Origin of the sequence: Pseudomonas sp. NCHU5216 (genome assembly GCF_052156495.1) — a bacterium.
Taxonomy (GTDB): Bacteria; Pseudomonadota; Gammaproteobacteria; order Pseudomonadales; family Pseudomonadaceae; genus Aquipseudomonas.
Genome location: NZ_JBQLIX010000064.1, coordinates 1 through 19437 on the forward strand (window position 1 = coordinate 1; position 19437 = coordinate 19437).

15 protein-coding genes and 3 tRNA genes are annotated in these 19437 nt (G+C 64.2%); 10 read left to right on the forward strand and 8 right to left on the reverse strand.

The genetic code is table 11. The features are described from left to right. Positions 1-165: 165 nt before the first annotated feature. Together ACSVIK_RS25045 and ACSVIK_RS25050 are read right to left on the reverse strand one after the other, a co-directional pair. Entirely contained in the window at positions 166-381 is a 216-nt protein-coding gene (locus ACSVIK_RS25045; RefSeq protein WP_442446844.1) for a hypothetical protein, read from the reverse strand. 101 nt (positions 382-482) lie between these two features. Continuing rightward, on the reverse strand, positions 483-1172 hold the full coding sequence (locus ACSVIK_RS25050; protein ID WP_442446845.1) for an energy-coupling factor ABC transporter permease: 690 nt from the start codon (positions 1170-1172) through the stop codon (positions 483-485). Positions 1173-1292: 120 nt separating this feature from the next. On the opposite strand from ACSVIK_RS25050, the gene ACSVIK_RS25055 reads away from it, so the two are divergent. The 5 genes from ACSVIK_RS25055 to ACSVIK_RS25075 all read left to right on the forward strand — a co-directional run bounded on the left by ACSVIK_RS25055 (position 1293) and on the right by ACSVIK_RS25075 (position 5930). Further along, positions 1293-1922, forward strand: coding sequence for a DUF1780 domain-containing protein (locus tag ACSVIK_RS25055; RefSeq protein WP_442446846.1), 630 nt, complete (start codon positions 1293-1295; stop codon positions 1920-1922). After that, positions 1919-2434 (forward strand): MOSC domain-containing protein, encoded by a 516-nt coding sequence (locus ACSVIK_RS25060; RefSeq protein ID WP_442446847.1) that lies wholly within the window; start codon positions 1919-1921, stop codon positions 2432-2434. Before ACSVIK_RS25055 ends, ACSVIK_RS25060 begins: the two co-directional genes overlap by 4 nt. A 29-nt stretch (positions 2435-2463) precedes the next feature. Beyond that, positions 2464-2637, forward strand: a complete 174-nt coding sequence (locus ACSVIK_RS25065; RefSeq protein ID WP_442446848.1) for a DUF3094 family protein — start codon at positions 2464-2466, stop codon at positions 2635-2637. A 63-nt stretch (positions 2638-2700) separates the two neighbouring features. Then, a complete protein-coding gene (locus ACSVIK_RS25070; RefSeq protein WP_442446849.1) occupies positions 2701-4002 on the forward strand; it encodes an NAD(P)/FAD-dependent oxidoreductase in 1302 nt (433 codons plus the stop codon). Positions 4003-4049: 47 nt separating this feature from the next. Beyond that, positions 4050-5930 (forward strand): potassium transporter Kup, encoded by a 1881-nt coding sequence (locus tag ACSVIK_RS25075; protein ID WP_442446850.1) that lies wholly within the window; start codon positions 4050-4052, stop codon positions 5928-5930. 73 nt (positions 5931-6003) lie between these two features. Here the strand turns inward: ACSVIK_RS25075 and ACSVIK_RS25080 are convergent. The 3 genes from ACSVIK_RS25080 to ACSVIK_RS25090 all read right to left on the reverse strand — a co-directional run bounded on the left by ACSVIK_RS25080 (position 6004) and on the right by ACSVIK_RS25090 (position 6247). Next, positions 6004-6079: transfer RNA gene (locus ACSVIK_RS25080), tRNA-Lys, on the reverse strand. A 6-nt stretch (positions 6080-6085) separates the two neighbouring features. Further along, positions 6086-6162 (reverse strand) — tRNA-Pro (locus ACSVIK_RS25085). A gap of 9 nt (positions 6163-6171) precedes the next feature. Next, positions 6172-6247, reverse strand: a tRNA-Asn gene (locus tag ACSVIK_RS25090). 200 nt (positions 6248-6447) lie between these two features. Between ACSVIK_RS25090 and ACSVIK_RS25095 the strand changes: the two genes are divergently transcribed. Next, a complete protein-coding gene (locus ACSVIK_RS25095) occupies positions 6448-8778 on the forward strand; it encodes a DUF1631 domain-containing protein (protein ID WP_442446851.1) in 2331 nt (776 codons plus the stop codon). Positions 8779-8978: 200 nt separating this feature from the next. Next, positions 8979-9311: a PilZ domain-containing protein gene (locus ACSVIK_RS25100; protein ID WP_442446852.1), complete on the forward strand. Its 333-nt coding sequence runs from the start codon at positions 8979-8981 to the stop codon at positions 9309-9311. Positions 9312-9447: 136 nt separating this feature from the next. On the opposite strand, the gene ettA is transcribed toward ACSVIK_RS25100, so the two are convergent. Further along, the gene (ettA, locus tag ACSVIK_RS25105) at positions 9448-11115 is read right to left on the reverse strand and encodes an energy-dependent translational throttle protein EttA (protein WP_442446853.1); all 1668 of its coding nucleotides are present in this window, start codon (positions 11113-11115) and stop codon (positions 9448-9450) included. Positions 11116-11408: 293 nt separating this feature from the next. On the opposite strand from ettA, the gene ACSVIK_RS25110 reads away from it, so the two are divergent. After that, positions 11409-15629: an EAL domain-containing protein gene (locus tag ACSVIK_RS25110; protein WP_442446857.1), complete on the forward strand. Its 4221-nt coding sequence runs from the start codon at positions 11409-11411 to the stop codon at positions 15627-15629. Positions 15630-15862: 233 nt separating this feature from the next. Further along, complete coding sequence (gene glyA, locus ACSVIK_RS25115; RefSeq protein WP_442446854.1) at positions 15863-17116, forward strand: serine hydroxymethyltransferase; 1254 nt, start codon at positions 15863-15865, stop codon at positions 17114-17116. 61 nt (positions 17117-17177) lie between these two features. Here the strand turns inward: glyA and ACSVIK_RS25120 are convergent, their stop codons facing one another. After that, entirely contained in the window at positions 17178-17684 is a 507-nt protein-coding gene (locus ACSVIK_RS25120; RefSeq protein WP_277372927.1) for a DUF3015 domain-containing protein, read from the reverse strand. Between the two features lie 166 nt (positions 17685-17850). Between ACSVIK_RS25120 and ACSVIK_RS25125 the strand changes: the two genes are divergently transcribed. After that, the gene (locus ACSVIK_RS25125; protein ID WP_442446855.1) at positions 17851-18222 is read left to right on the forward strand and encodes a PilZ domain-containing protein; all 372 of its coding nucleotides are present in this window, start codon (positions 17851-17853) and stop codon (positions 18220-18222) included. An 11-nt stretch (positions 18223-18233) separates the two neighbouring features. On the opposite strand, the gene yjiA is transcribed toward ACSVIK_RS25125, so the two are convergent. Beyond that, a complete protein-coding gene (gene yjiA, locus ACSVIK_RS25130) occupies positions 18234-19214 on the reverse strand; it encodes a GTPase (RefSeq protein WP_442446856.1) in 981 nt (326 codons plus the stop codon). Between the last annotated feature and the right edge of the window lie 223 nt (positions 19215-19437).

Consider the following 19437-nt stretch of genomic DNA (forward strand, 5'->3'; position numbering starts at 1 on the left):
TTTTGCCCGCAAAAGTGACTCGCCCGGGAGGGCGAAACCAAAAACATCAGCAAAAACGCGGCAATTCGGAACAGGCACAAGAACAACCAACACCGTATTGCCAGTCCGATATCAACACACTGCAAAAGCCTATGTCTGCATCCCTATCCAGAGACAGCTAAGGCCCTATGGCCGCATAAAAGCATATTCCCGCTCATCATCAAGATTATCGGCAAGAAACTGCAGCTCGTGCGCCAGTTCCTGCACCTCGCGCTGCGCCTTGTTCATCTGCACCACTTCGCTGAGCAACGTGTGCAGCACAAGCAACCTGTCGAAACCCTGCTCTTCGGCGGCCTGCAAGTCGGCCTGCAGCGCCGCCTTCGCCCATGCATGAATACTCATGATCACCTCCTGCGCTTTGCCACAGGATGGCGCGGGTGACAGCGAGACACTTGACCCGGATCAACGCGAAGCCCTGCATTCAGCAAGCTGATGAAAGCCGATCAGCCATCACGCTCGTTGTCCTTCCAGGGCGCCTGCAGGTAGCGGCTGCGATTGAAGGTCTCCAGCCAGTCCGGGTAGAACACCACCAGGGCCGTGACCACGGTGCCGTTGATGAAGGCCTCGGGGAAAATCACCAGCCACAGGTAGCCGGCGAAGTCTTCGAGCCAGGGCGGCATGGGGAATAGCCCGTCCATCCACAGCAGCGCCAGGCCGCTGAGCAGTGTCACCAGGGTGGCCAGCGCCGCCGGGAAGAAGCCACAGCAGAAGATGTAGACGAACAGGTTGCGCGGCTGCCGGCGCTCGACGTACAGCGCACACAGCTCGGTGATCAGTACGGGCAGCAGGATCAGCAGGATGCCGTTGACGCCCAGCGCGGCCAGATCCAGGCGCCCCATCAGCAGCAGGCCGAGCTGCGCCACCAGGCCGGCGAGAATGGCCAGCGGCCAGTCCAGCAGCAGAGTCACGGCGGTCATGCCGATGAAGTGGTAGGACAGACCGGAGTCAAAGTCGCGGCGCACCAGCCACAGCAGAAACAGGCCGAGCATGGTGCCGAACAACAGGTGCTGGCGGCGCAGGTCGCTGAACAGCTCCAGCCAAGGGGCGCGCAGCACGGCCCAGAGCAGTACAGGCAGATAGATCAGCCAGCCCACCAGCAAGGTGCTGAACGCCAGCAGGTTGGAAGCGATCATCCGCGCATGCCCTCCGTTGTTCGCTATCGGTCGTGCCGCGCAGTCTACACCGCCATTCGGCCGCCGCGGGGCCATCGCAGGGATGGCAAGCAGGGCGGCGCTACAGCTAAGCTTTGCCCCATGGACGACTCCGATTATCTGCGACTGCTCACCCATCAGGCCGAAGAAGCCAACGCCTTTCTCTCCAACGCCAAGAAGTGGGAGCGCGAGCGTTGGGTCTGCCAGCGCCTGTTGCAGGCATTGAACGTGCGCCAGCGCAGCGAAGACTTCACCCCCAGCGGCCAGGAGCCGCCGGACGTGCTGTTCCGCGACGCCAACTTCGAGGTGTTCTTCGTGCTCGACGAAGGCCGCCGCCTCAATGACGAGTGGCGCGCCGAGCTGGAACGCCGCCGCAGCGCTTTCTCCCTCAGCCAACTGGTGCGTCGCGAGGCGCGGCCCAAGCGCATCCCCGCCAGTGAGTTGCAGGCGCGCCTGGCGCCAACGCTGCGCAAGAAGGCGCATAACTATCGCGAACGCGGCATCGACCTGGGCGAGCTGGATCTGGTCGCCTTCGTCAGCCTCAAGCGCGCCGAGCTGGACTGCAACAGCTTCTTCCCGCCGCCCACCGAATACCTGCGCCAGGGCTGGCGTTCGCTGTCAGTGGTCGGGCCACGCTTCGCCCGCGTGCTGTTCGCCCACCCGGACGCCCCGGACTTCCTGCGCCAGAACCTGGGGCGCAGCCTGCTGTTCGATGTCGGGATCGGCCTGTGAACACACTGCAGGAGCTGCTCGCCGAAGTGCCGCAGATCGGCCAGGTACGCTGGCTCGGCGTGCGCCCGCAACGCGGCGCGCCGATGCTCGAAGTGGACGTGGTGGAAAGCCGTCTGCAGGCTGGCCTGACCGGCGACCATAGCCGCCCAGGCCCGCGCAACGCCAGGCAGGTGACCCTGATCCAATGGGAGCACCTGGCGGTAGTCGCCGCCCTGCTCGGCCGTGACGCGCCGCTGCAGCCGAGCGAGTTGCGGCGCAATATCGCTGTGGCCGGCATCAACCTGTTCAGCCTCAAGGGCCGGCGTTTTCGCATCGGCCAGGCGATCTTCGAGACTACCGGTTGGTGCCAGCCCTGCGCCAAGCTGGAAGCGCGACTGGGCACGGGCACCTTCCAGGCCATGCGCGGCCATGGCGGTATCACCGCCCGTGTGGTGCAGGGCGGCCTGATCCGCCAGGGTGATCGGGTGCAGGCCCTCGGGCCCGCGCTCGCCAATACTGCCGGCCACGCCTAGAATAATCGCCATCGCAGAGAGGCCCCCCGATGACCAGCCGTCTTAGCCCCGATGACCAGCAAAAAGTCGACCAGTATCTGAGCGCACCCCAGCACCAGGTCGAGCGCCCGCCCTTCCGAGTCTGGCGCCTGCTGGCCTTCATCCTGCTGGTGGTCATCGGCCTGGGCATTCTAAGCCGTCTTCTGAGTCGACTGGTGCTATGAGCTGCCTCGCGCTCGCCCAGCTCGACTCGCAACGCCTTTTTCAAAGCCTTGTGAGCATTCATCATGACCCATCGAATCGTGATCGTCGGCGGCGGCGCCGGCGGCCTGGAGCTGGCTACCCGCCTGGGTAGGAAGCTTGGCAAGAGCGGCGCCGCGCGCGTCATTCTGGTCGACGCCAACCTGACCCATATCTGGAAGCCACTGCTGCACGAAGTCGCCGCCGGCTCGCTGAACTCCTCGGAAGACGAGCTGAACTACGTGGCCCAGGCCAAGTGGAACCACTTCGAGTTCCAGCTCGGGCGCATGGCCGGCCTCGACCGCGCCAGCAAGACCATCACCCTGGCGCCCACGCAGGATGAAGACGGCAAGGTGCTGATGCCCGAGCGGCAGATCGCCTACGACAGCCTGGTGATCGCCGTCGGCAGCACCACCAACGACTTCGGCACCCAGGGCGCCGCCGAGCACTGCCTGTTCCTCGACACCCGCGCGCAAGCCGAACGCTTCCATCGCCAGCTCCTGAGCCACTACCTGCGCGCCCACGCCAACGAGCAGGCGCAGGGCACGCAGATCGACGTGGCCATCGTCGGTGCCGGTGCCACCGGCGTCGAGCTGGCCGCCGAGCTGCACCACGCCGCGCAGCAACTGGCGGCCTATGGCCTGAACCGGATTCGCCCGGAAGATATGCGCATTACCCTTATCGAGGCCGGCCCGCGCGTACTGCCGGCCCTGCCTGAGCGCATCGCCGCCCCCGTGCACCAGACCCTGCTCAAGCTGGGCGTCACCGTGCTGACCGGCGCCGCCGTCAGCGAGGTCACCGCCGAGGGCCTGAAGACCGCCAATGGCCAGTTCATCCCGGCCAGCCTCAAGGTCTGGGCCGCTGGCATCCGCGCGCCGGGCTTCCTCAAGGAGCTGGACGGCCTGGAAAGCAACCGCATCAATCAACTGCTGGTGCGCCCGACCCTGCAGACCACGCTAGACGATGACATCTTCGCATTCGGTGACTGCGCCGCCTGCCCGCAGCCCGGCGATGAAGGCCGCAACGTGCCGCCACGGGCCCAGGCCGCGCACCAGCAGGCCTCGATGCTGGTCAAGTCGCTGCGCCAGAAGCTGATCGGCGGCCCGCTGCCGCAGTACCGTTACCGCGACTATGGCTCGCTGATCTCGCTATCGCGCTTCTCCGCCGTGGGCAACCTGATGGGCAACCTCACTGGCAGCGTGATGCTCGAAGGCTGGTTGGCACGGATGTTCTACGTGTCGCTCTACCGCATGCATCAGGTGGCGCTGTACGGCCCGCTGCGCACGGCCCTGCTGATGCTCAGCGACCGCATCGGGCGCAGCACCGAACCGCGCCTCAAGCTGCACTAACAGGCCATCTACACTGGGCAGGGATGCCCATTTTCAGGACAGCTCACTTGGCTAACGACAACTCGTCGGCGTCACCTCAGTCCGCCCTGGCCCTGCTCATCGCCGCCACCGGCGTGGTCTACGGCGATATCGGCACCAGCCCGCTGTACACCCTGCGCGAAGTGTTCAGCTACGGCGTGCAAGCCAACCATGACGGCGTGCTCGGCGTACTGTCGCTGATCATCTGGTCGCTGGTGTGGGTGGTGTCGATCAAGTACGTGCTGTTCATCCTGCGTGCCGATAACGACGGCGAGGGCGGGGTGATGGCCCTCACCGCCCTGGCCCAGCGTGCCGCCCGCGACTACCCGCGCTTGCGCCGCGTCCTGCTGCTGCTCGGCCTGTTCGGCGCCGCGCTGTTCTTCGGCGACAGCATGATCACCCCGGCCATCTCGGTGCTGTCGGCAGTTGAAGGGCTGGAGGTGGCATTCGACGGCATCGACAGCTGGATCGTGCCGCTGGCCCTGGCCATTCTGATCAGCCTGTTCCTGATCCAGAAACACGGCACGGCACGCATCGGCATTCTCTTCGGGCCGGTGATGCTGGTCTGGTTTCTGACCCTTGGCGGCCTCGGGATTTACGGCATCGCCCAACACCTCGAAGTCCTGCGCGCGCTCAACCCTTACTGGGGCGCACACTTCTTCATCACTCACCCCGGCATCGGCGTGACCATACTCGGCGCCGTGGTGCTGGCCCTGACCGGTGCCGAGGCACTGTATGCCGACATGGGCCACTTCGGTCGCCAGCCCATCGCCCGCGCCTGGTTCTACCTGGTGCTGCCGGGCCTGCTGCTCAACTACCTGGGCCAGGGTGCGCTGATCCTCAGCGACCCGGAGGTGGCGCACAACCCCTTCTTCCGCCTGGCACCTGGCTGGGCGCTGCTGCCGATGGTGCTGCTGTCGACCCTGGCCACGGTGATCGCCTCGCAGGCGGTGATCTCCGGCGCCTTCTCCCTGACCCGCCAGGCCATTCAGCTCGGCTACGTGCCACGCATGTTCGTGCAGCACACCTCGGAAACCGAGCAAGGGCAGATCTACGTCGGCGCGGTGAACTGGGCCTTGATGATCGGCGTGGTGCTGCTGGTGCTGGGCTTCGGCTCCTCCGGTGCGCTGGCCTCGGCCTATGGCGTGGCGGTGACCGGCACCATGCTGATCACCACCCTGATGGCTGCGGCGGTGGCACTGCTGCTGTGGAAGACGCCCAGATGGCTGTCGATCCCGCTGCTGCTCGGTTTCCTGCTGGTGGACAGTCTGTTCTTCGCCGCCAACCTGCCGAAGATTCTCGCTGGTGGCGCCTTCCCACTGATCGCCGGGGTGATTCTGTTCACCCTCATGACCACCTGGAAGCGCGGCAAGGAAATCCTCGTCGAACGCCTGCTGGAAAACGCCCTGCCGCTGGCCACCTTCATCGACAGCATCAGCCGCCAGCCGCCGCTGCGCGTGCGTGGTACCGCGGTGTTCCTGACAGCGCGCGTGGATGCCGTCCCCCACGCCCTGCTGCATAACCTTTTGCACAATCAGGTGCTGCACGAACGGGTGGTGCTGCTCACGGTGGTCACCGAAGACAGCCCCCGCGTCGCCCCGAGCCAGCGCCTGGAAATGCATGAGCACGGCGAGGGCTTCTACCGGGTGATCCTGCACTTCGGCTTCAGCGAACGCCCGGACGTGCCGCGCGCCCTGGCGCAATGCCAGAGCGACGCGGTGGACTTCACGCCGATGAACACCACCTACTTCCTCAGCCGCGAAACGGTGATCGCCAGCCCCCGTACCGGCATGGCGCGCTGGCGCGAGCTGTTGTTCGCCTTCATGATCAAGAACGCCAACGGCAGCCTGCGCTTCTTCAACCTGCCGCTGAACCGGGTGATCGAGCTGGGCACCCAGGTGGAGATCTGAGGCCGCGCCGGCACGGAAAACGCAAACGGCAGAAACGACGAAGCCCGCACAAGGCGGGCTTCATCGTTCTATATGGTGGGTCGTGTAGGATTCGAACCTACGACCAATTGGTTAAAAGCCAACTGCTCTACCAACTGAGCTAACGACCCTGAAAATGGTCGGGGTAGGGGGATTCGAACTCCCGACATCTTGCTCCCAAAGCAAGCGCGCTACCGGACTGCGCTATACCCCGTTAGGAAGTTGGCTCCGCGACCTGGACTCGAACCAGGGACCCAATGATTAACAGTCATTTGCTCTACCGACTGAGCTATCGCGGAACTTCGGTCTTCCATCTCTTGGCGTTTCAGCTTTTGCTTTACCGCTTCAGAGGCGCGCCATTTTACGCAGCAAATTACCCCTGTCAACCCCCACAAACTGCTTTTATGACAATGCCTTGCGTCGGGCATATCGACTACACTGGTGAGCATTGCCGAGTGCGGTCGGCAAAGGGCCGCACGCACAGCTTTCAGGATCGTCCATGAGCACTCAGGACCAGCCGCCGAGTCAGCCGAAGGTGATCAACCTCGCCAGCCGAGGCATTCAGCCGCGCTTCGGTGATCTGGTGCAGGCTTGCCGCAAGCTGGTGATGAATCGCCTGGCCGAGCACCTGAACGGGGTCTTCGGCCAGGTCGACGACACCCTCTTCGAGTGCGCCGAGAAAGCCGAGAACAACAGCGTACAAACGCTGTTCTTCGACAACATGCGGGAAATCCGCCGCCAGCGAGCGCAGATCGAGCGCCGCTATCATCAGCACGTCACACGCAACCTCGCCGACTTCCTCGAAGGCAAGCTGCAGATCATCGCCTCGACGGAGCTGGACGCCGAGCACCTGACCCTGGTGCAGAACGAGGATTACGAAGAAAGCCTGCTGGTGACCAACATGGCCAGCCGCGTCAAGGCACGCTGCAGCCAAGCCCTGTTCGCCCTGGAGCAACGCCTGGCCCTGCTCAACAATGGCCAGAAACTCGACGAGGACAGCAACCCCTTCGGGCCGCAGGCCATTGCCCAGGCCTTCCGCCAGGCGCTGGCGCCCTGCCCTTTTCCGCTGCAGATCAAGACCGTCCTCTACACGCTCTTCGACCGCCACGTGATGCACGGCCTGGATGATCTGTACGAGGCCCTGAACCAACGCCTGATCGATGCCGATATCCTGCCCAACCTCAAGTACCGTGCGCGCATCAGCCCCAGCCTGTCGCAGCCGGAAACGCCGCCACCGGCCTCGACCGGGCAGACACCAGTGGCCGCGCGCACGCCCGACGGCCAGAGTGCCAGCCCCCCGCCCACGGGCGCAGGCATGCTCGACCTCGACGCGCCACCGCCCAGCGATCCGGGCGTGCTGTTCAGCGGACTGGCCAGCCTGCTGGGCGAACATCGTCGGCAAAACCCCGAGCAACCGCTGCTCGGCGGTACCCCCAGCATCACCAGCTTCGCCCCACGTAGCGCCAGCCGCACCTACAGCGCCAGCGAGCTGCTCGAGGCCCTTAACCGCATGCAGCGGCAATCGGCGCAGGAACTGGCGCAGCGCCTGCACAAGCCGCAGCCGGTAGAAGGGCTCAAGGCCGCACTGCAAGCGCAACTGGCCACGCACAGCGCGCAAGCCCAGCAGAGCAAGGTGGCCGACCAGGAAGCCGACGTGATCGACCTGGTGGGCATGTTGTTCGACTTCATCCTCGACGACGGCAACCTGCCGGACAGTTGCAAGACCGCGCTGTCGCACCTGCACACGCCCTATCTGAAGATCGCCCTGCAGGACAAGGCGCTGTTCACCCGCCACGATCATCCAGCCCGGCGCCTGCTCAATGCCATGGCCCAGGCCGGCGGCGTACTACATGCCGACGAGGCCGAAGAGCGCGGCCTGCTGGCGAAGATGCACTGGGTGGTGGAGCGGGTCATCCAGGGTTTCACTGGCGACCTAGCCTTGTTCGGTGAACTGCTGCGTGAATTCAACGAATACGCCGAGACCCTGCGCCACAAGATGGAGCTGCGCGAGCGCCGGGCGGTGGAGGCGGCCAAGGGCCGTGACCGCCTGCTGGCGGCCCGCGAACGGGCGCTTGGAGTGATTCAGCGGAGCACCACGCAGCGTGACCTGCCCTCGATCATCCGCAACTTCCTCGAACTGACCTGGGCCGACGTGCTGGTCTTCGTCCTGCTGCGCCATGGCGAACACAGCGAAGAGTGGCAACGTGCTAGCGAAGTGGCCGAGCAACTGGCCTGGAGCGGTACTCCGCTGTCCGAGGCCGAGCGCCAACGCCTGCAGGAGTTGCGCATCCCGCTGCTCAGCGACCTGCGCAAGGGTCTGGAACTGCTCGGCGGCTACCATGAAGACGGCATCCGCCGCCTGTTGCAGGATCTGGTGGCTTGCCAGCACGCGGTACAGGCCCGGCAGCCACAACTGGCCGCCCAGCTCCAACCGCCGCTGCCAGAAAGCCCGTTGGGGGCCATGCTCGGCGAAGATGCCGACCTGGCGCGCCAGGCACCGCCCAGAGCGGAGCTCTCGCCGCGAGCGCAGGCCTTGAGCCAGGAGTTGACCCAGCTCGAGTTCGGCACCTGGTTCGAGTTCGTCAGCAATGGCCAGAGCCGTCTGCTCAAGCTGTCCTGGTTCAGCCCGACGACGCACAACTACATGTTCGTCGACCATCAGGGCCAGCGCGTCGCGGTCAAACCGTTGACCCTGCTGGCCTGCGAGATGGAACAGGGCCTGGCGCGTATCCTTCCTCCCGAGCATGCCACGCCCCTGATGGATCGTGCCCTTACCGCCATTTACCGGGTGCTGCAGCGCTTCACCGGGCGCGCGGCCGAGCCTCGTTAGCAGGCCGTTGAAAAGCGTAGGCGAGGCAGCCAGTGCAAGGCAAAAACAGGCGAAAAAGCGGAGTTTACGAGTTGTAAATGAGCATTTTGAGCCTGTTTTTAACGCAGCAATGGCAACGTACGACTGCAGGGATGCAGGAGGTAGAGCGACGCAGGAAGCCAAAGCCGAGATAGTTTTTCAACAGCCTGCTAGGAGCCCGCATGCAAGAACGTCGCCGACACAGCCGTCACGGCACCGAGCTGCAACTGGAGGTCTTCGATCTCGATACGGGGCTGCGCCTGGGCCGTGTCGTCGACCTGTCGATAGATGGCTTCATGCTGTTCAGCGACACCCCGCTGGCAGCCGACGCCGTCTGGCAATGTCGCCTGGTGTGCCAGGCGGGCGCCGAGCGGCTCGATGAGGTGCGACTGGGCGCCGATTGCCTGTGGAGCCGGCCAGGGGCGGACAACCAGCATTGCTGGGCAGGCTTTCATATCATCGACCTGGCCGAAGATCAGGCCCGAGCGCTGGCGAGCCTGCTGGCCAGGCTCTGAGGACGCAGGGTAAGCCGTGCGCAACAACTATGATCCCCGCAATCGGTGCGCACAGCGCACCCTACGAGGCTGAGCCAGCCACACTCCTCCACAACGAAAAACGGAGCCCGCAGGCTCCGTTTTTTATGACCGACGCTTATTGCGCCAGCTTCTTGTAACGCACGCGGTGCGGCTGCGCGGCGGCGTCGCCCAGGCGCTTCTTGCGGTCGGCCTCGAACTCGGTGTAGTTGCCCTCGAAGAAACTGACCTTGCCATCGTCCTCGTAGGAAAGGATGTGAGTGGCGATACGGTCGAGGAACCAGCGATCGTGGGAAATCACGATGGCAGCGCCGGGGAAGTCCAGCAGCGCTTCTTCCAGCGCACGCAGGGTTTCCACGTCGAGGTCGTTGGACGGTTCGTCGAGCAGCAGCACGTTGCCGCCCTGCTTCAGGGTCAACGCCATGTGCAGGCGACCGCGCTCACCACCGGAGAGATCCTTGACGAACTTCTGCTGATCGGCGCCCTTGAAGTTGAAGCGGCCGACGTAACCACGCGACGGCACCTCGTAGTTGCCCACCTTGATCATGTCGAAACCGTCGGACACCTGTTCCCACACGGTCTTGTTGCCTTCGAGCTGATCGCGGCTCTGGTCGACGCTGGCGATCTGCACGGTTTCACCGATCTCGATGGTGCCGGAGTCCGGCTGCTCCTTGCCGGTGATCATGCGCAGCAGGGTGGACTTGCCCGCACCGTTACCGCCGATCACACCAACGATGGCGCCTTTGGGGATGCTGAAGGACAGGTCGTCGATCAGCACGCGATCGCCGAAGGACTTCGAGACGTTATGGAAGTCGATGACCTTGTCACCCAGACGCGGGCCAGCCGGGATGTAGATCTCGTTGGTCTCGCTGCGCTTCTGGAATTCCTGCGATTGCATTTCCTCGAAGCGCTGCAGACGCGCCTTGGACTTCGACTGACGAGCCTTGGCGCCCTGGCGTACCCACTCCAGCTCGGCCTTCATGGCCTTGGCGTGCGAGGCCTCGGCCTTGGCTTCCTGGGCCAGGCGGTTGGCTTTCGATTCCAGCCAGCCGGAGTAGTTGCCCTCGTAGGGAATGCCGTGGCCGCGGTCGAGTTCGAGAATCCAGCCGGCGACGTTGTCGAGGAAGTAACGGTCGTGGGTAATCGCTACCACGGTGCCGGGGAAGTCGTGCAGGAAGCGCTCCAGCCAGGCCACCGAGTCGGCGTCCAGGTGGTTGGTCGGTTCGTCCAGCAGCAGCATGTCGGGTGCCGACAGCAGCAGGCGGCACAGTGCCACACGGCGCTTCTCGCCACCGGACAGGTGTTCGATCTTGGCGTCCCATGGCGGCAGGCGCAGGGCATCGGCGGCGACTTCCAGCTGACGCTCCAGGTTGTGGCCATCGGAGGCCTGCAGGATGGCTTCGAGCTTGGCCTGCTCGGCGGCCAGCGCGTCGAAATCGGCATCCGGTTCGGCGTAGGCGGCATACACCTCATCGAGACGCGCCTGGGCCTGTTTGATCTCGCCTACCGCTTCCTCGACGATGTCGCGCACGGTCTTGCTCGGGTCGAGCTGCGGCTCCTGCGGCAGGTAACCGACCTTGATACCGGGCATCGGCCGGGCTTCGCCGTCGATCTCGGTGTCGACGCCGGCCATGATGCGCAGCAGCGTGGATTTACCGGCACCGTTGAGACCCAGTACGCCGATCTTGGCGCCCGGGAAGAACGACAAAGAAATGTCCTTGAGAATTTCACGCTTCGGCGGGACGACCTTGCTGACCCGATGCATGCTATAGACGTACTGAGCCATGAGAACCTGACTTGAATAAAAAGAGTGAAAACGCTGCGCGAAGGCTACAATGTGCAGAAATTTCAGCAGCCTGAGGCGGCGAACGCCACCTGGGTATCGCGCGGATGATGCACGGGCCGATGCAGCCCGTGTGCGTCGCAAAGCTACCGGAATGTGCCGGGCAGGGCAAACCCATGCTCGGCTTCGCACTGGCACTTCGCCACATTTATAGGCATGCTAGCCCGCTTGCACGCTGCTCGCGTTCTCTCCTTACCGCTCAGCCGTTGTCAGTAGCAGGTCCACCAGACGTGTCGATGCCCCCAACACCGCCTTCATCGTCGCCGGGAGAAGCGCAACCCAGACGCCGCGAGCCATTGCGACGCGCCCTGATCGTGCTGGTGCTGGCCATGCTCGGCCTGCTCGCCTGGCAGTTGCTGCAGGAACATCAGCAGCTTCTCGATAACCAGCGCCGCCTGAGCCAGCACTACGCCAGCCAGCTCGCCCGCCATCTGAACCAGAACATGCGCCTCAAGGCCCGCTCGGCCCAGGCCATCCTGCAGGGCAGCGACGACAGGGCGCAGAACCAGCCGCTCGGCGCGGAACAGCTCGGCGCACTGCATAGCCTGTTCCCGACGCTGAGTGCGGTGGTTCAGCTCGATGCCGAAGGCCAGCAACTCGATGCCGAGGCGCCGGCGCGCAACGACCTGCCGTTCATCCGCAGCCTGCAACTACGCAGCGGCAAGGCGCCCTATCATTACGCCCTCAACCCCTACGACAGCCAGGTGCTCTACCTGCTGCTACGCCAGCCGGACGCAGGCATCAGCGTGCTGTGCCTGAGCAGCAGTGCGGTGAGCCAATGGCTCGGCGAAACCGGCCAGAGCGATAACGACTGGCTGCTGGAAGATATCGCCAGCCGCCGCGTACTGGCCCGTGCCAAGACCTTCGCAGCGGCCCCGCCGCTGCTGTCTCAGGTTACCGCCCAGGAGCATGCCAGCAGCCTGCAGTTCTTTCCCCTGGAGGGCAGCGACTGGCAACTGCGCACCCTGTTCGATTCCGCGCAGATCAGCCGCCAGCTCATGCCGCTCCTCGCCGGCAAACTCCTGCTGTTCGGCCTGCTGGCCCTGCTGACGCTGATCGCCCTGCATGGCCTGCAGCGTGAACGGCGTAGCCTGCAGCGCCTCAATGCCGAGTCACGGCGCTCGTTACGCCAGGCCGCCAGCGCCCTGGCGGCGGTCGAAGAGTGCATTCTGGTGACCCAGACCGATGGCACGTTGAACTATCTCAACCCCAAGGCCGAACAGGTCTTCGACCTGGACAACAAGGCCGCCGGCACTACCCACCTGCTGGATCTGCTGCCCGATCTCGCCCCCCTGCTGCTGATCGGCTCGCAACAGGCCTGCAACATGGCCGCCGAACTGGTACGTCTGGAAACCCCTGGCCGCGTGCGGCTGTTCGCCGTGACCCGCAACGACATCAGCGACGGCTCCCGGCTTGGCGGCTTCGTCTGGGTGCTGCGTGACGTCACCGACGAACAGCAGGCCATGCGCGTGCTGCAGGAAACCCGGCGGCGCTATCAGGACATCTTCGAGGGCACCGGGGTCGCCCTGTGCGTACTCGACCTCTCGGAGTTGCGCAGCTTCCTCCTACAACAGCGCATACGCGACGCCGCCGGCCTGCAACGCTGGCTGGCCGCCAACCCGGAGCATCACGCGCAACTGCTGCAGAACCTGCACATCACCGAAGCCAACCAGGTGGCACTCAACCTGCTGGGCGCCAGCACCACCGAGCAGGCGTGGCAGCAGCTCTTCGAGAGCGCCGCGATGGGCACCGATGACCTGCCGTTCAGGCTGGCCGTGGCCATAGCCGAGGGCCCCAACCTGGTTGAGCTGGAAACCCAGCTCGTCACCCGCCAGGGCCTCAAGCGTCACGTCTGGCTGGTGCTGCGCCTGCCCGAGATGATCCAGGACTACCAGGCGGTGACCCTGAGCATCAGCGACATCACCAGCCGCAAGCGCATCGAGCTGTCGCTGATCGAGCGCGAGCGCTTCTGGTCCGAGGTGGTGCGCTCGGTGCCCGACCTGCTCTACGTGCATGACCTGCAGAACAAGCGCGTGCTGTTCAGCAACCACAGCCTGGGACTCAAGCTGGGCTACAGCAGCGATGAACTCAAGGCCATGGACGATGACTTCTGGGTGGAGGTGCTGCACCCCGACGACAGCGACTATTACTGGCGCATCCGCAACCTGCAGAAGGTGGTGGGTGACGGCATGCTGCTCGAATCCGTGCTGCGCTGGCGTCACCGCAATGGCCAATGGCGCTGGTTCAGCATTCGCGAACAGGCCCTGGCGCGTGACGAGCATGGCCGGGTCAGCCGCCTGATCGGCGTGGCCAAGGACATCACCGAACAGATCGAACAGAACCAGTCGCTACGTGACAGCGAACAGCGCTATCGCCTGCTGGCCGAAAGCATCAGCGACGTGATCTTCTCCACCGACAGCAGCCTCAAGCTCAATTACGTCAGCCCCTCGGTGGAGCCGGTGCTGGGCTACACGGTGAACTGGATGATGAGCCACGGCTTTCAGCGCCTGGTGGCCAACCCGCAGCAGCTCAAGGGCCTGAACCTGTTGCTGGAACGCATCCGCGATGCGCTGGACGAACGCTCACGCCTCGACCGCCTGCGCGAGGAACTGCCCGACCAGCTCTTCGTCTTCGATTGCCTGCGCGCCGATGACCACAAGATTCCGGTGGAACTGCGCGTGGTGCTGATGTGGGACGAGAACGGCCGCTTCGAGGGGCTGCTCGGCGTGGGGCGCGACATCAGCCAGCAACGTCGAGCAGAAAAGGATCTGCGCATGGCCGCGACCGTGTTCGAGCACTCCAGTGCGGCGATCCTGGTCACCGATCCGGCCGGCTACATCGTCCAGGTCAACAAGGCCTTCAGCCGCATCAGTGGCTACTCCGCCGGCCAGGTGCTGGATCAGCTACCGAGCATGCTCACCGCCGACCGTCAGCAGGCCTCGCACGTGCAGTACATCCTCGGTCAGCTCAACCAGCGCGGTAGCTGGGAGGGCGAGGTGTGGCTCAAGCGCCGCGTCGGCGAGAACTTCCCGGCCTGGGTCGGCATCACCGCCGTGCAGGACGAGGAAGGCGATCTGGTCAGCTACGTGTGCTTCTTCAGCGATATCAGCGAGCGCAAGGCCAGCGAGCAGCGCATCCACCGCCTGGCCTACTACGATGCCCTGACCCACCTGCCCAACCGCACCCTGTTCCAGGATCGCCTGCACAGCGCCCTGCAGCACGCCGAGCGCAATGACGATTGGGTGGTGCTGATGTTCCTCGACCTCGACCGCTTCAAGCCGATCAACGACTCCCTCGGCCATGCCGCTGGCGACCGCATGCTCAAGGACGTGGCCGTGCGCCTGTCGGCCTGCGTCAACGGCGACGACACGGTGGCGCGCATGGGTGGTGACGAGTTCACCCTGCTGCTGCAACCACAGAACAGCCGCGAGGGGGCGCTGACGCGCGCCATCCACGTCGCCGAACAGATTCTCTCCAGCCTGGCGCGCCCCTTCGTGCTCGAAGGCCGCGAGTTCTTCGTCACCGCCAGCATCGGCATCGCCCTCGCGCCCCAGGATGGCGACGAGCTGAGCCAACTGATGAAGAACGCCGACACCGCCATGTACCACGCCAAGGAACGTGGCAAGAACAACTTCCAGTTCTACCAGGCGGAAATGAACGCCAGCGCGCTGGAACGCCTGGAGCTGGAAAGCGACCTGCGCCATGCCCAGGAACAGGGCCAGTTCGTGCTGCACTACCAGCCGCAGTTCTCCGGCGATGGCCAGCGCCTGACCGGCGTCGAATCCCTGCTGCGCTGGAATCACCCGACCCGAGGCCTGGTGCCGCCCGACCAGTTCATTCCCGTGCTGGAAGAACTCGGCCTGGTGGTGCAGGTCGGCGAGTGGGTGCTGGAGGAGGCCTGTCGCCAGCTCAAGCGCTGGCACGAAGAGAAGATTCGCATCCCCAAGGTCTCGGTCAACCTCTCCGCGCGTCAGTTCGCCGAAGGCGATCTGGCCAACCGCATCGCCGCCATCATCGACGCCATCGGCATCCCACCCGCCTGCCTGGAAGTGGAACTGACCGAGAGCATCCTGATGCGCGACGTGGCCAGCGCCATGCAGACCCTCAATGACCTCAAGCGCCTGGGCCTGTGCATCGCGGTGGACGACTTCGGCACCGGCTACTCGTCACTGAACTACCTCAAGCAGTTCCCCATCGACGTGCTGAAGATCGACCGCAGCTTCGTCGACGGCCTGCCCGATGGCGAACAGGACGCGCAGATCGCCCGCGCCATCATCGCCATGGCCCACAGCCTGAGCATGATGGTGATTGCCGAAGGCGTGGAGAGCCAGGCGCAACTGGACTTCCTCCGTGAGCACGGCTGCGACGAGGTGCAGGGCTTCCTGCTGGGACGGCCGACGGCAGCCGCCGAGCTCGGCGAACAACTCAGCGGCAGGACGCTGTTCATGCTTGATTGAAGCTGCAAGCTGCAAGCTACATGCTGCAAGACGGATGGCCGCCCCCTACAAGCTGCAAGCGAATCAGTCTGACTTCTGGCGCGCTTCTACTTGAAGCTTGCAGCTTGAGGCTTGTAGCTGCTCTTGAGCCGCTTTCGTCCGTCTCATGACCGACCTTCATATGCCTTTTTGCGACCCTTGCGGTAGAATCCGCCCCCTCTCTCATTCGCCTAGCTGATTTTCAGGGGACCGCCATGTTCAGCCGTGATTTGACCCTCGCTCGTTTTGACGCCGAACTCTTTGCCGCGATGGAGCAAGAAGCTCAGCGCCAGGAAGAGCACATCGAGCTGATCGCCTCGGAAAACTACACCAGCCCGGCGGTGATGGAAGCTCAGGGCAGCGTACTGACCAACAAGTACGCCGAAGGCTATCCGGGCAAGCGCTACTACGGTGGCTGCGAATACGTCGACGTGGTCGAGCAGCTCGCCATCGACCGCGCCAAGGAGCTGTTCGGCGCCGACTACGCCAACGTCCAGCCGCACTCCGGCAGCCAGGCCAACAGCGCCGTGTACATGGCCTTGCTGGAAGCCGGCGACACCGTGCTGGGCATGAGCCTGGCCCACGGCGGCCACCTGACCCACGGCGCCAGCGTCAGCTTCTCCGGCAAGCTCTACAACGCCGTGCAGTACGGCATCGACGACCAGGGCCTGATCGATTACGACGAAGTCGAGCGCCTGGCCGTGGAACACAAGCCGAAAATGATCATCGCCGGCTTCAGCGCCTACTCGCAGGTGCTGGATTTCCCGCGCTTCCGCGCCATCGCCGACAAGGTCGGTACCTATCTGTTCGTCGACATGGCCCACGTCGCCGGCCTGGTCGCCGCTGGCGTCTACCCGAACCCGGTGCCCTTCGCCGATGTCGTCACCACCACTACCCACAAGACCCTGCGCGGCCCGCGCGGTGGCCTGATCCTGGCGCGCAAGAACGAAGAGCTGGAGAAGAAGTTCAACTCCGCGGTATTCCCGGGCGGCCAGGGTGGCCCGCTGGAACATGTCATCGCCGCCAAGGCGGTGTGCTTCAAGGAAGCCCTGCAGCCGGAGTTCAAGGCCTACCAGGCCCAGGTGATCAAGAACGCCCAGAGCATGGCCCAGGTGTTCATCGACAACGGCTTTGAGGTGGTGTCCGGCGGCACCCAGAACCACCTGTTCCTGCTCTCGCTGATCAAGCAGGACATCACTGGCAAGGATGCCGACGCCGCCCTCGGCCGCGCCTTCATCACCGTGAACAAGAACAGCGTACCGAACGACCCGCGTTCACCGTTCGTCACCTCCGGCCTGCGCATCGGCACCCCGGCAGTGACCACTCGCGGCTTCAAGGAAGACGAGTGCCGCCAGCTCGCCGGCTGGATCTGCGAAGTGCTGGCCAACATCGGCAACGACGAAGTCGAAGGCCGCGTGCGTGAGCAGGTCAAGGCGCTGTGCGCGAAGTTCCCGGTCTACGGCAACTGAGGCTACGCCCTCAACGAAGAAGCCCGCCAATTGGCGGGCTTCTTTTTGCCTGGAATTTGCCTCAGGCCGGTTGTTTCACATAGCGCGCCAGTTGCGCGTCGCGGCTCATCACATCCAGAGTGGCGGCCAGCACCTGCTCGCTGGTGGCGTCGGCCTGGCTGAAGATGGTGCCGAAGTTGTCGTGAGTCACCTTGGCGAAATGCGCGCGATCCTTGGCTTCCACCCCCAGCAGGGTGGCATAGGCATCCAGCGCCTCGCCCTGGCCCATGGCCATGTCTTCGGCGATGGAGTCGAGCATGCCGTTCATCGCCAGCATGGAGCGGCCGTTGTAGCCCAGCGCGCCGCTGGTATCGCAGCCGTTGGTGCCGGAGGTCATGCCGAAGGTGGCATTACCCGAGGTGCCATTGGTGGTAGTGGCCAGGAAGTGCGGAGCCATGCCACGCTGGCCCTCGAACAACATGTTGCCCCAACCGCAGCCATTGCCCCCTGCCGCATCGGCGAAGGCACCGACGCTGGCCATGCTCAGCACACCAAAGATCAAACCCTTGCTCAGAAGTCGCTTGTCCATATTGTCGCTCCGCAATATCGAGTAATAAAAACCGCACCAACAGCTTTGGCGAGACTTGCCCAACTGTCAAACAATTGAAAGAACTACTCGTACCCTTGTGCACAAATTCACAACGCGTTCGGCAGCCTTGACTATAGTTGTGAGAAATCTGAATCGGAGTTCCAGCATGAGCGATACAGCCAACGAGCGTCGGCGCTTCCAGCGCATCGCTTTCGACGCCCCCACTGTCCTCGTGCAGGGCGAGCGGCGTTGGGAGGTGGTGCTGCACGACCTGTCGCTGAAAGGCCTGCTGGTGGAGCAACCCGCCGACTGGGACGGCGATCCGGAGCAAGGCTTCGAGGCATTGCTGCAACTGAGCGACGGCACGCCGGTGAAGATGCAGGTCGCGTTGACCCGCACCCAACCAGGTTTTCTCGGCTTCGTCTGCCACCATATCGACCTGGAGTCGATCAGCCACCTGCGCCGCCTGGTGGAGCTCAACCTCGGCGACGAAGAGCTGCTGGAGCGCGAACTGGCGGCACTCGGCAGCAAGGCCTGAAGCCGCTTGGCTCAGCCGGGCTGGGTCAGCTCGGCGAAGCCCTGGCGAATCTCCTGTTCCGGTAGGTCATCACCGATGAATACCAGCACGCTTTCGCGTGCTTCGTCGGCGCCCCACTCGCTGCCCCAGTCGAAACTGTACAAGCGCAACACCCCCTGGAACACCAGGCGTTGCGGCTCTCCCACCACGGCCAGCACGCCCTTGTAACGCAGCAAGGCGTTGCCGAAACGCGCCAGCAAGCCTTCGATGAAGGCGCTGAGGCGTTGCGGGTCGATGGCCTCGGCACTTTCCAACACCAGGGTCTGGATACGATCCGGCTTGTTCGCCACAGGCGCCAACGGCCGCAGCATCAAGCCGCGCGTCGGTTTGGGCTCGAAGTCGAAGCCGCGCAGGTCAAGCAAGGTAGCGAGCGCGATGCGGCCATGCTCGACCACCCGGATCGGCGCACGCCGGTTGATCCGTTGCAGCCGTGCCTGCAAGGCCTCGACGCTGTCAGCAGCGGCAAGGTCGGTCTTGCTCAGCAGGATCAGATCGGCAAAGCCAACCTGGGCCTGGGCGATGGTTTCGCTCAGGTGGCGCTCGGCGTTGACGGCATCGACCAGGGTGACGATGCCGTCGAGCCGATAGCGCTCGCTCAGTTCCGGTGTGGACAGGAAAGTCTGCGCCACGGGCGCGGGGTCGGCCAGGCCGGTGCATTCGATCACCAGGCGCTCGAAGGCCAGTTCGCCCTTGTCGAGCTTCTCCAGCAGCAGCAACAAGGCCTTCTCCAGCTCGCCAAGGATCGAGCAGCACAGGCAGCCGTTGGCCAGGGTGACCAGCTTCACCGGGTCGTCACCGAGCAACTGTCCATCAATGGGCGCGGCGCTGAATTCATTCTCGATCACCGCCAGGCGCAGCCCATGCTCGGCCTTGAGCATATGGCGCAGCAAGGTGGTCTTGCCGGCCCCGAGAAAGCCGGTGAGCACGGTGACGGGAATAGCGGCTGGTGACATGCGGTGAGTCCTCGCGAGGGCGTCAACATTGAAGGTTCTGCGCATTTTAGGGAGGGGAATGCTTGGTTGATACCGGATTGGCAAGTTTGTGTGAGTGCGTGGATGTTTTCGGCGCTCAAGCTGCTTATCGGCGTTCTGCTGATGTCTTTGGTTTCGCCCTCCCGGGCGAGTCACTTTTGGGGCAAAAGTAACCAAAACCTCCGCCCTTTCATCCGGCCCTCGC

Coding starts and splice junctions, on each gene's coding strand:
- ACSVIK_RS25095 (WP_442446851.1), top strand. CDS start 6,448: ATGAGCACTCAGGACCAGCCGCCGAGTCAGCCGAAGGTGATCAACCTC.
- yjiA (WP_442446856.1), bottom strand. CDS start 19,214: ATGTCACCAGCCGCTATTCCCGTCACCGTGCTCACCGGCTTTCTCGGG.
- ACSVIK_RS25120 (WP_277372927.1), bottom strand. CDS start 17,684: ATGGACAAGCGACTTCTGAGCAAGGGTTTGATCTTTGGTGTGCTGAGC.
- ACSVIK_RS25100 (WP_442446852.1), top strand. CDS start 8,979: ATGCAAGAACGTCGCCGACACAGCCGTCACGGCACCGAGCTGCAACTG.
- ACSVIK_RS25110 (WP_442446857.1), top strand. CDS start 11,409: ATGCCCCCAACACCGCCTTCATCGTCGCCGGGAGAAGCGCAACCCAGA.
- ACSVIK_RS25050 (WP_442446845.1), bottom strand. CDS start 1,172: ATGATCGCTTCCAACCTGCTGGCGTTCAGCACCTTGCTGGTGGGCTGG.
- ACSVIK_RS25125 (WP_442446855.1), top strand. CDS start 17,851: ATGAGCGATACAGCCAACGAGCGTCGGCGCTTCCAGCGCATCGCTTTC.
- glyA (WP_442446854.1), top strand. CDS start 15,863: ATGTTCAGCCGTGATTTGACCCTCGCTCGTTTTGACGCCGAACTCTTT.
- ACSVIK_RS25065 (WP_442446848.1), top strand. CDS start 2,464: ATGACCAGCCGTCTTAGCCCCGATGACCAGCAAAAAGTCGACCAGTAT.
- ACSVIK_RS25055 (WP_442446846.1), top strand. CDS start 1,293: ATGGACGACTCCGATTATCTGCGACTGCTCACCCATCAGGCCGAAGAA.
- ACSVIK_RS25045 (WP_442446844.1), bottom strand. CDS start 381: ATGAGTATTCATGCATGGGCGAAGGCGGCGCTGCAGGCCGACTTGCAG.
- ettA (WP_442446853.1), bottom strand. CDS start 11,115: ATGGCTCAGTACGTCTATAGCATGCATCGGGTCAGCAAGGTCGTCCCG.
- ACSVIK_RS25070 (WP_442446849.1), top strand. CDS start 2,701: ATGACCCATCGAATCGTGATCGTCGGCGGCGGCGCCGGCGGCCTGGAG.